Here is a 12,315-nt window from a genome sequence, read left to right as displayed (position 1 = left end):
GGCTAATGATCTAAACTATTTCGGTATAAATGGCTGGTATACACCGATTTTAACATTAGTAAACAAATGAATTTTGTACCTTTAAAGACAAGCTGCTTAAACCTCACTTTGTCCATTTGTGCCGCCCGGTATATGAGTTCTATAGGTTGGATGATGAAAAGTAAATGATCGTATTTCATCACTTATAATATTATTTTTTATGAAAGCAGTACGCTATTTCGGACATAAAGATGTCCGTGTTGTTAATGACCTGGAAAAGCCTACCCCGACTGGAGATGAAGTGTTGCTGAAGATCGGAGGAGCGGGTGTTTGTCACTCAGACCTGCACATTATTGATGAAGGAATTGTTTCCGGCACAGTCTTTACCCTCGGGCATGAAAATGCAGGTTGGGTAGAAGAAGTCGGCCCGGCAGTAAAAGATTACAAGAAAGGAGATGCAGTGCTGGTCTATGGTCCATGGGGCTGCGGACACTGTAAGCCTTGCCAGCAATCTAAAGAAAACTATTGTGACCACCAGTCTGAAATGGCTTTTGGCGGCGGACTGGGCTTGAATGGCGGTATGGCGGACTATATGCTGGTTCCCTCTTCCCGGCTGCTGGTGCCCATCCATGACCTGGATCCCGTAATTGCGGCTCCGCTTACCGATGCGGCGCTGACACCATATTCTGCGATCAAACGTTCTTTACCTAAATTAATGCCGGATGAGTTTGTTGTCGTGATTGGTGTAGGAGGCTTAGGCCATGTGGCTTTACAGATCTTAAGAGAGATGACCGGTTCTACCATTATCGCCTGCGACATTACCCAGGAGCGCCTGGATTTTGCCAAAGAACTGGGTGCATCTTATACCGTAAACTCCAAAGACAGCGATGCGGCAGAGCAAATACAGAAGATCACAGGCATTCAGAAAGCGAAAGCAGTCATTGATTTTGTGGGTGCCACATCGACTATCGAGCTGGGTACTAAAATTGTAGGCCTGGATGGTGACCTGACGATTGTCGGCCTGGGTGGTGGACATTACGAGTACAATATGATGGGTATGCCTTTCGGGGTGAGTATGACCAATCCTTACTGGGGTTCCCGTGCCGAACTGATAGAGGTCGTAGGCCTGGCCCGTCAGCAAAAAATTCATATTGAAGTAGAGCGCTACAAACTGGATGAGGCCGTAGCCGTATACGATAAGCTGCGCAACGGTCAGATCAAAGGACGTGCTGTGCTGATTCCTTAAATGAAAATTGTGTTTTGGATTTTGATAAAAGCGCTGATGAATTTCATCAGCGCTTTGTTTTGGTAAGCACTATCGATTTGATCTCTTCCAGGGCATTCAGTACGCGATCCATGTCTGCTGTGCCTTTGGGGACCTCCCTGGTTGTATACGCATAGTATTCCCATATCTCCCTTACCTCACCTGCAGGAACAATATAGGGTTCATATAACTCGTTCAGGGAGCGGAATTCCAGATTACCCTCTTCGCTCATGGTGATGGATTTAAAGACAATATCCTGCGTACCGCTCAATACCACTATAGCCAGTGTGCCCGGTTTGAGTGTATGCCAGTCCTGTACAAAACGCCCGGTAATATCGGTGCCGTCCGGAAAGGGCAGCATAGAGTCACCTGTAATCGGGAAGGTGCGATAGGTGCCGGTCCTGGGCAGATTTGGAATATTGTATTTGGGCAATTCTGCTATATATTCCTGATCGCTGTAGCCTCCGGAAGCATAGCCGGCACGCGCTTTGATCGGTACGTACTCCACGTTTTCATGATCTGCGCGATCAACCGATACCGCCAGTACCCGCAGGTTTCCGCCTTTGATATAAATATCATTTCCCGCTTCCAGCTCCCTTACCTTAAATTCTCCCAGTTTGCGGAGGTCAATCTTCAGCAGGGTATCTATACTGATATGGAAGAATGCAGAAATATTAACATAGTCTTCGGGTGGTGGCGCCTTGGTCGTTCCGGCCTCCAGTGCGGCCAGCTTAGAGCGGGTAATAGCAAGGATCTGTGCCAGTTTTTCCTGGTTCAGTTTCTTGCGTTCCCGCAGATATTTCAGGTTGGTGTTGAAAAATATATTTTGCGTTGTATGATTCATTTGTTATTATTGGTATCGTAGTATTGTTATTAATAGTAACAAATGTAGCAAATAAAATTGATATGTGATGGACAGACATATTGTACACTGTGACCTGGATACCTTTTTTGTATCTGTAGAGCGGTTGCTCAATAGTGACCTTGAGGGTAAGCCGGTACTGATCGGGGGAGCAGGTGACCGGGCTGTGGTGGCCTCCTGTAGTTATGAGGCCCGTCAATTCGGGATACACTCTGCTATGCCTATGAAGCTGGCACGGCAGTTATGTCCCGATGCCATACTGGTACGGGGTGATCATGATCTCTACAGTACATTTTCCAATACGGTCACTGAGATCATTGAGGAGTGTGCGCCGGTAGTGGAGAAGGCCAGTATCGATGAGCATTACCTCGACATATCGGGTATGGACCGTTTTTTCGGCTGCTGGAAATGGACGCAGGAACTGCGTGCCCGTATTATGAAAGAAACAGGTCTGCCCATCAGCTTTGGCCTGTCGGTCAATAAAACCGTAAGCAAGATCGCTACCGGAGAGGCTAAACCCTGCGGGGAAAGGCAGGTAGCGGATGGGATGGAAAAACACTTCCTGGCGCCGCTTTCCATTCGCAAAATTCCTATGGTGGGAGAGAAGTCTTATACGGCCCTGCGTAATATGGGCATCTCTAAAATACATACCCTGCAGCAGATGGAGGTCTTTACCCTGCGACAGGTGCTGGGCGAGAACGGGGTGACGATCTGGAACAAGGCCAATGGTATGGACAATAGCATGGTTGTGCCTTTCCGTGATCAGAAGTCGATGAGTAAAGAAAATACCTTTGAGGCAGATACCATTGACATGGATCGCCTGCGGAAAACCCTGGCCGGTATGGTCGATGCCCTGGCATTTGAACTGAGGAGGGATGGAAAATTAGCAGGCTGTATAACCCTCAAAATCCGCTACTCTAATTTCGATACCCATACCCAGCAGGTGAAGATCCCGTATACCAATTCCGATAAGCATATCGCAGAAAAAGTACTGGAGCTGTTTAAAAAACTATATAGCCGACGTATGCTCATTCGCCTGATCGGAGTCAAGCTTAGTAACCTCATCACGGGCAGTTACCAGATCGATATCTTTAATGATACGATGGAAGAGATTCACCTGATGCAGGCTATGGACCAGGTCCGTAAGCGCTTTGGCACGGATTATATCCAGAAAGGCATCTGTGTTCCTGATCTTAAAAATCCGAAATATGCTCATTAATCTGCATAGCAATTTCAGCCTGCGCTATGGTACATTCAGCCTTGATGAACTGGTCGATAGAATCATTGCAGCCGGGTATGACAGTGCCGTGCTGACCGATATTAATAACAGCAGTGGTGTGGCCGATTTTATCATCAAGGGGAAAGATAAAGGATTGCATGTGCTGGCCGGAATGGAATTCCGTAACGGAGATCAGTTGCTGTACATCGCTGTAGCCCGCAATACATCCGGTTTTCAAGAGATCAATGCCTTTCGTACCGAGGCTAATAAACTGAATATACGCCTGCCGGAACGGGCCCCGGAATTCAATGAAGTATTCATCATCTATCCTTACGGAAGTATTGCCGTTAAAGACCTGCGAGAGTATGAATATATCGGCATCCGTCCCGAAGAGCGTAACCGCATTGTGCTGGAGCCTAAGAGTCATCATGAGCGATATGTAATCCTGGCACCGGTCACCTTTGCTTCAGGTGATTACATGCTGCACCGCCAGCTGCGCGCGATCGATAATAATATCCTCATCTCCCAGCTGGAGCCGGAGCAGGTAGCCAGTGCAAAAGAAGTCCTGATCCATAAAAATGAACTATGGGAATTATATAAAGAACTGCCGCTACTCCTCGCCAATACAAACCGGCTGTTGTGGCAATGCTCTTTTGAGATGGACTTTAAGCAAATCAAAAATAAAGAATCCTTTACCGGAGACCGCTATGCCGATAAGGAGTTGCTACTGAAATATGCTATGGAAGGAATGGAGCGGCGTTATGGTGCTTCTGATATGCTTGCACAGGAACGGATCAAACGGGAACTGGAGATTATCGAAGGACAGTATTACGGGGCTTATTTCCTGATTACAAACGATATCTGCCATCATGCGCGCAGCCGGGGTTTTCACTATGTTGGACGGGGCTCTGGCGCTAATTCTGCAGTGGCTTATTGTCTGGGCATTACCGATGTGGACCCGATCGCCCTGCACCTGCCCTTTGAACGGTTTCTGAATCCGAAGCGTAAGAATCCGCCGGACTTTGATATTGATTTCTGCTGGAATGAGCGGGATGAGATTTATAAATACATGTTTACCAAATATCCGGAAGGGCATGTGGCCCTGATGGGCGCCATGAGTACCTTTCGCTCGCGCAGTATCCTGCGTGAGCTGGGAAAAGTATATGGCCTGCCCAAGGGAGATATAGACCGGTTGGTGATGGAGCCGGAGCATATGCTGAACAAAAATGAGATTACGAATACCATACTGAGTGTGTACAACCGTATGGCCGACTTCCCGAATCAGCGTACGATTCATGCTTCCGGTGTACTGATCTCGGAGCAGCCGCTGACCTGCTATTCTGCCCTGGACTATCCACCCAAAGGCTTACCCACTGTACAATACGATATGTACGTGGCTGAGGATATAGGTTTCGAAAAATTCGATATCCTCAGCCAGCGCGGGCTTGGTCACATTAAAGATTGCCGGGAACTGGTGCGGCAGAACAAAGGAGTAATCATCAGTACCGATGATCCTAAACGCTTTTTTACTGATCCTGAAATTGTAGCGCAGTTAAAAAGTGCCAATACCATCGGTTGCTTTTATATAGAGAGTCCCGCTATGCGGCAGTTGCTTTCCAAGCTACAATGTGATAATTACCTGACGCTGGTTGCAGCCTCATCCATCATCCGGCCGGGCGTAGCCTCTTCGGGTATGATGGCCGAGTATATTAAGCGTCATCATGATCCCGGAGCGGTGCAGTACCCGCACCCGGTATTTAAAGAACAACTGGAAGAAACGTACGGAGTAATGGTATACCAGGAAGATGTGATGAAGATTGCCAATGCATACGGGGGGCTGGACATGGCTGATGCCGATGTACTGCGCAGGATGATGTCTGGTAAATACCGGCACTGGGATGAGGTGGTTAAAATAAGGGAACGTTTTTTTGAAAACTGTAGTGCAAAAGGATACGAGGAAGCAACCAGCCTGACGATATGGAAACAGATGGAAAGCTTTGCAGGCTTCTCTTTCAATAAAGCGCACAGTGCTTCTTTCGCGGTAGAGAGTTACCAGAGTTTATTCCTGAAGACCTATCATCCGCTGGAGTTTATGGTGAGTGTACTGAACAACTATGGTGGTTTTTATAACCGTAAAGTGTATGTAACCGAAGCCCGTCGGGCAGGAGCCAATATATGCCTGCCTTGTGTGAATAAGAGTGTGTTCAATACCACGATTTATGATAAAGATATTTACCTGGGTTTTGATGGCTTGCTGAACCTGGAGGCGCGGCTGGCCCGGAAGATCCCGGAGGAAAGAATCCAGAACGGACCGTATACGAGTCTGGATAATTTTGTACTCAGAACCGGTGCCTGGCTGGATCAGCTGGTGGTACTGATCCGTACAGGTGCATTTCGTTTTCTGGATGCGGGAAAGAAGGAACTGCTTTGGGAAGCACATCTGTTACTGAGCGGCAGCCAGAAAGAGCAGCAGAAAGGAATGGTACTGTTTGAGTCGCTGAGCCGAAAGCCTGTATTGCCCCAGCTGGAAAGTTCTGTGCTGGAAGATTATTATGATGAGCTGGAGTTGATGGGCTTTACCGTATCGGGCAGTATGTTTGACCTGGCCCGCTCTCCTTACCGGGGCGATTGCCGTGCAGCAGAACTGGTGGCCTTTGAAGGGAAAACGATCCGCATCGTGGGAGATTTTGTGGCTGATAAAACAGTACAGACGCGTCAGAAGAGTTATATGAAATTCGGTACTTTCTTTGATGAGGAAGGCACCTTTTTTGATACCGTTCATTTTCCGCAGACATTGGGCCATTATCCGTTAAGAGGAGCCGGTTTGTATTTGCTGGAAGGAAAGGTCGTATTGGATTTCGGATATCCTGCACTGGAAATATTCCGCTGTGCGAAGATGCCGCTGAAAGCCGATCCACGAAGTGAATAAAAAAAGAAAAGGCAGCCGCTAAGGCTGCCTTTATCATTAATCTGCACTTTTTACTCCACTATTTTATCACATTAAATTTACGGGAAGTACTTCCTTTATTCGTTTGAATATGGATCATGTATGTGCCCGATACAAAGTCTTCTACAGATATTTTGTATGAAGCTTCTTTAAGATTGTCGCGGCGATATACTTCCTGTCCAAGGCTGTTATAGATGATCATCTTCTGCACAAATAACTGATCGTTGCCGGTTTCTATAACCAGGTCATGCTGTGCCGGATTTGGATACAGTTTGATGGCATCTTTGTCCAGGCTCAGATCACGGGTGCCGGTACCTACGATGTATACCGTAGAGCTGTCCGTAATTTCAGCACAGGTACTGTTGATTTTTAATCTTATTGTATATACTCCACCGGTAGCGTAAGTGTGGCTTGGTGTAGCCAGGTTACTTACTGCAGTACCATCTCCGAAATCCCATTCATACGTGAGTACATTCTGTGGATTTACCGCAGAGAAATCAAAGCCCATAGGACTGTTGGCCAGGGCCAGGATACCGTTTACCGTAGGTGCATAACCGTTCTCTACAACTGTTACCGTATCGCTGGTCAGACAGCCTTCGTTGCTGGTTACAAATACAGTGTATGTACCGGCATGGTTTACAGAAAGCAGTCTTGTCGTGGCACCGGTAGTCCAGTAGTAGTCTCCTCCGTTCTCTCCGTCAGGGCCTGCATCCAGGGAAGTAGTAGCCCCGATACAGATTGAGGTGTCGCTGGCGCTGAGATTTACTACCGGGCGTAATTTGAAGTTTACATGTACAGTATCTCTGGCGGTACAGCCTTCTGTGTTCATAACTGTAACTGCATAAGCACCGTCCTGGCTTACTTCACGGGTAGGGGCATTAGAGTTGTCGTCCCATGCAAAGGTGCTGCCTGCAGGCTGAGTGCCTGGATCCAGGGTCAGGGTTGTACCTGCATTGATACAGGTATCAATGTCATCACCCAGGTCTACCAAAGGATTTTCATTAACCGTAGCCACAACAGGTATACGGCTGCTCTCACAGTCAGAGGAGAATTTCCAGTTGTAGAAATAGTAGAAGTAACCAGGATCAAAGTTATTGCTGATGATATTGATCACATTGGATGTATACGGATAAGATGCCCCACTGGTATTACGGTATAAAGCAATAGGATTTTGCTGTCCCATTTTATATGCCGTACCGGCAGGCAGGGTAATATTCAGCGGAATAGTCTGTGCTGTGTTGCCGCCGGTAACTGTAGTTGTGTAAGGTATAGTCGCAATCACCACATTGGTACTGTTCTGGATCACGATGCTGCTGCTGGAGCCGATAGCTGCTGTAGGATAAATGTCAACAGACAGCAGGGTAGTCGGTGCCAGTACATTGAAGGCCATGTGATAAGTAGTATAGGCAGAAGCCGTACCACCACCTGCAGTGCCTACGGCAGCAGGGCTTACAGGTCCAACTGTACCCATGCCACCTGCAGTAGCAGAGGTCACATAATAAGTCCTGGTCATATTTATAAAAGGTGTGGTAAACTGGTTTCCGGTGCCTAATGGCGTACCGCCTGTTGCCACATCATACCATTTGATCTGTGTACCGGCATTAGCAGTAGCGCCCAGGATAAGGGTTCCCGGTCCGCATCGTTCTGCTGCAGTGGTTGTAAGGATATTTACATCTTTGATCTCAATCGTTTGTGTATTAGAATAACAAACCACATTATTGTTAGTGATCTTAACCCGGTAATGTGTGGTAACCGGTATTGCAGATACTACATAATCTACTGCATTGGCATTGGTAATGCTGGTCCATGTAGCACCATCTGGAGACGATTGCCACTCAAGTGCACCGGCTGCATAACCGGTAGCAGGAGCAAGGTTGATGATCGTAGATCCGGTAGGACAAATCGTATCTGATAATGTGCTGGCTACAAAATCAACCGTAGTAAATGTCGTCAGCAGTGTATCATTAAGCGGGTTGGCATCAGCCACTCCGTTAGGCATGGAAGTCCATACGCGGATCGTATTAAGACCGGCTGCAAGGCTCGCATTTCCGATCACTACCGTATCCATAAACTGACCTGTAGCGGTACTTGGAACTAAGGTATTGTTGTAGGTGAATGGTGTTTGGGTAACACCGTTCAGGCTCCAGTTTACCTGCATGGTCGTAATATTATTCGTACCTGCATTGCGCAGTACAACTTCCAGCGGTGTTGTGGTAGCACACATATGACCCTCAGGGTGCAGCATGCTTACCATTGCTGCATCATTGGTATTGGTCGGTGGTACTTCAACCGCGCCAATAGTTGGTGCTGCAGAACGTGCAGTACCATTGATGTCTGCATCCACGTCTGCAAATACGTTTTTACCGGTTCCTATTACGGCATAATTTGATGGGGCAAAGTTACCCGCTGCTGGATTTACATAACCCGGATTTACCGTTGGCGATCCTACTTCATACGCAGGGAATGAAGCATGGAATGCAGTCTGTGTCGGGAAGTCTGTAGTCAGGAAAGAATATACCTGGTCTCCTGTCTGCGAAGAATTGAGGTAGATATTATTTTTCTGTGCATCTTCAAGACTAAGGGCAGTATTGAAATAAGTGCCATATTTAGTGCCGGTAGTACCACCGGTAATGGAGATATTATTGTTGTAGAATGTGGTACCGGTATTGGTTCCGATGGCATAAATACCCGCATTGTTCGATGTGCCGGTCCTGATGTCTGCGATGTCCACAGTATTGTGGTATACTTTGTTATAAGTACCGGTTGTGACATAGATTGCATAGATCAGGCCACCCTGGTTAACATTATACATAAGGTTGTTGGATACTAAAACAGGATTGGCCGCAGTACCATCACCCCCAAGGTATATCATATATACAGCAGAGATAGATCCGACCACTGTACCGCCCGGAGTATGTATCTTATTAGCGCTGAGCTTCAAACCTGGTGTAGTACCAGTGGTATAGATACCATAGAAAGTAGTTACATCTGTTTTTGTAGCACGGTTCAGTTCATTGCCTTCGATCAGGTTATTCTCTCCGCCATTGGTATAGATACCGTAGAAATGGTGGTTCTGTACGAGGTTGTTCTTAATGATGTTGTTATTGCTGGTGCCGGCAATCGTCATTCCATAATAAGGACCACCTGCAGCTGTATTTCCTAAAATCTTATTATTATAAATATAGCAATTACTACCATTGACACCTGCGCCTGTAGAAGAGGTCAGCGAACCGGTAAATATGAGACCCGCTGAATTGGCCAGTGCGGTGCTGGTTACCGAGCTGATGTCAAAAGTACAATTGGTTACACTATCATTTTCAGCACCACCGGTGATGGCAAGGCCTATACCGTATGTCGCATTCTGGGCAAGGCATTTAAGGCTATCCAGTCTCAGGTATTTAGTACCATTGAGGATAACCAGGTGGCGTTCTGTTGCTGTATTATTGTATTGCAGTGTAGCACCATTACCATTGATGCGGACGGTATTGGTGGCGCTGGATCCCGGAATATTGTTCAGGTAGAAATATTCTGTATAAGGTCCGGAACCTGCTACCACATTGATGGTTACCGGTCCGGTAATACCACAGCTCAGTGCAGTAGCAGCATCGGTAAAGCTATTGAAGTTGGTACCACCCGTAGGGTTGGCATTATTAATCGTATAGGTGCCGTTCAGTCCGGGATTTACATTTACCTGAATCGCATTGGAGTAAGCAGGAGTGCCATTGGAGCATACTACTGCACAACGGTACCAGGTAGTGGCTGCAGGGTTTACATTCAGTGCAGAACCGGGTTGTGGTGTACCAATGTTTGTATAGGTAATATTATCCGGAGAACTCTGCCATTGAAAGGTGATGCCGCTCCCTGTACTGTTACCGGTTAGGGAAAGGCTGACCTGTGTATTCGGACAAATGGTTCCGGTAGCATTGCTGCTGGCGGTGCCAGGCGTAGCCGGATTGACACAGGCGGTACCTGCATTAAATGTGATTTTAATATTCGGACGATGTTTATAACCGGCCACAGTACCGTTCAGCGTCGCGCCTGTTGCAGAGGCAACACCAATCACAGAACCGGCCAGGCCAGAAGTATATTCCCACTGGAATTTATCTGTGGCTCCGCCATTACCCACCATTGTTGTTTGTGTCGCAATCTCCAGTGATCCTCCGGTATAGGTAAACGGAGTGGTCAGGGTAATTGGTACCCAGCCTGGTGCAGAAGGTATGTTATAAGCCGCATTGGTATATACCTGTACATGAGATGTCATAATAGAAGCCCATGTAGTGGTTGTACTTAGCGGAGGATTGTTTGTGGTATTACCCATGTATACGGTGTATCCCGCCGGGGTAACGAAGTTTGCAGTATTTACTTTATTAAATGCAATCTCTGTAATGACCGCACCTGTGGTGATCCCTGCAGCTGCAAGCTCTGCCTGGGTATAGATAATATTGCTCCTGCTGCCATTTGTGGTAGAGGTGGCAGTATACCGGTACAAAGGACTGTAGAGCGTGTTCGCCGGAACGTCTGTCCCGGTCCCGATCTGCACAGTCTGCGCCTGCAGCTGCACACTAATCATGCTGAAGTACAATAGCAGTATGTATTGTATACTTCTTAAGCACCGTAAACGTAAATAATTCATAGAAGATAAATGACAATTTGCCTACTCTAAAATGGTTTTCGGCTTCCCCCCGTTATCAGTTTATGTAATTTATTTTTGGACATGAATACTCCGTCCGATATACTCCTGAAGAAGTATATCAGATACTGAGTTTCTGATTTTGTTTTGTCTTTAAGGTGCTTGCACAGGCAATAGAGAGGGCCCGCCTCAATATATTATTGCCCGGACAGGAAAAACATCCTGCTACTGTTTCATTTAAGCTTCATGTTATGCCGGTGTATGCGCAACATGGGTGGGATCGGTTATGGACAGTCATACTGCCTGCGGCGAGTATGTAAAGTGCATGGTAGGTTTGTTGTTGTCGGATACAGAAGTATCTACAGTCGCTTTACGATCTGTTCATATGCTCTTTGTCTGCAATGGTTACTTATATATTCTCGCTTTGCTGATCTCATCTCATCTTCCTTTTGATTGCTCATGAAGTAAGACGCCGTATATGATATGATAGTTGGTATTTTACCTGATTATTAACATATAAATAAGCGTCTTATGTAAAAGTTTCGCTATATTAATAAGCCCGTCCACACTCATACGGCAGACGTAAAATTAGGAAGTTTTTGAGGTATGATTTTACGGATTAACTATAATTAACTTAAGCAGGCTGTACACATTTCAGGGAGCCGTGTAATAGGTATAGGAACGATTGATCGTATATACAGTCTTATTGTCCGGGTCTGTATAGGTGCCCTGCAACATATTACCATATTGATCGTAAGTGACATTTTTCAAGGTCGCTTCAACAGATTGTTTTGTTTCCGTATCGGTAACTATAATTCTTTCCGGTTTGCCCTGTTCATCATAAAAGTAATCCAGCTTTTTAGTAGCTGCAAAGCGGTAGACTCTGCCGGAAGAAACAGATTGTGTGAAGCGGTTATGCTTGTTCAGGGTGAACACTTTTGTCATGGTATCCTTACCCATTGCTGCACTGAGGCAGTATTTCAGCGTAGTCGCATTCACCTTTTGCAGGGTGTAGAATTCTGTTGCGAACTTATTATCTGCCTGGATTTTAGTGTAAAATCGTTTGTCGCCTTGTTGCTTTTTGAAGTAGGTGATGTTTCCGATAGTGGCTACACCAGGTTTGTCTTCATGAAAAGAATTGTAAAACTCAATTTTGCTCAGATCTCCTTTGGGACTGAAGTAGTATATACTGTAGGAAGTATCTTTTGAATAAGCAGCCATATGCGTCATGTCTTGCCGCTCTGTCATCGTCTTTACGGGGCCACTGACTTCATAAAATATCTGATCAATGGTTTTTCGATCCTGTGCCTGAGAACAGGAAATTAAGGTGCACATAACAATAGTGGTACTGATAAGGCTGCGTCTGAAATACATATTTCAAAAATAAGTAAATGCCTTTATATAGGACATAAAA

6 protein-coding genes are annotated in these 12,315 nt (G+C 46.2%); 3 read left to right on the top strand and 3 right to left on the bottom strand.

Annotated features, from left to right (window positions below):
• The first annotated feature begins 199 nt into the window (after positions 1–199).
• The gene (locus FTD44_RS03735; protein WP_222165214.1) at positions 200–1,225 is read left to right on the top strand and encodes an NAD(P)-dependent alcohol dehydrogenase; all 1,026 of its coding nucleotides are present in this window, start codon (positions 200–202) and stop codon (positions 1,223–1,225) included.
• A 46-nt stretch (positions 1,226–1,271) separates the two neighbouring features.
• Here the strand turns inward: FTD44_RS03735 and FTD44_RS03730 are convergent, their stop codons facing one another.
• Positions 1,272–2,087 carry an XRE family transcriptional regulator gene (locus tag FTD44_RS03730; RefSeq protein WP_222165213.1) on the bottom strand — a complete coding sequence of 272 codons (816 nt, stop codon included), beginning with the start codon at positions 2,085–2,087 and terminating at the stop codon, positions 1,272–1,274.
• Positions 2,088–2,154: 67 nt separating this feature from the next.
• Between FTD44_RS03730 and dinB the strand changes: the two genes are divergently transcribed.
• Together dinB and FTD44_RS03720 are read left to right on the top strand one after the other, a co-directional pair.
• On the top strand, positions 2,155–3,324 hold the full coding sequence (dinB, locus tag FTD44_RS03725) for a DNA polymerase IV (protein ID WP_222165212.1): 1,170 nt from the start codon (positions 2,155–2,157) through the stop codon (positions 3,322–3,324).
• Complete coding sequence (locus FTD44_RS03720) at positions 3,314–6,253, top strand: DNA polymerase III subunit alpha (protein WP_222165211.1); 2,940 nt, start codon at positions 3,314–3,316, stop codon at positions 6,251–6,253. Before dinB ends, FTD44_RS03720 begins: the two co-directional genes overlap by 11 nt.
• 58 nt (positions 6,254–6,311) lie before the next feature.
• On the opposite strand, the gene FTD44_RS03715 is transcribed toward FTD44_RS03720, so the two are convergent.
• Together FTD44_RS03715 and FTD44_RS03710 are read right to left on the bottom strand one after the other, a co-directional pair.
• Positions 6,312–10,841: an Ig-like domain-containing protein gene (locus FTD44_RS03715; RefSeq protein WP_222165210.1), complete on the bottom strand. Its 4,530-nt coding sequence runs from the start codon at positions 10,839–10,841 to the stop codon at positions 6,312–6,314.
• A 714-nt stretch (positions 10,842–11,555) separates the two neighbouring features.
• Positions 11,556–12,275, bottom strand: coding sequence for a hypothetical protein (locus tag FTD44_RS03710; RefSeq protein ID WP_222165209.1), 720 nt, complete (start codon positions 12,273–12,275; stop codon positions 11,556–11,558).
• Between the last annotated feature and the right edge of the window lie 40 nt (positions 12,276–12,315).

It is taken from the genome of Edaphocola aurantiacus (assembly GCF_019797745.1).
GTDB classification, from domain to species: Bacteria; Bacteroidota; Bacteroidia; order Chitinophagales; family Chitinophagaceae; genus Edaphocola; species Edaphocola aurantiacus.
Note: the sequence above shows the minus strand (reverse complement) of the source record. Positions and strands in the feature narration are given on the sequence as shown.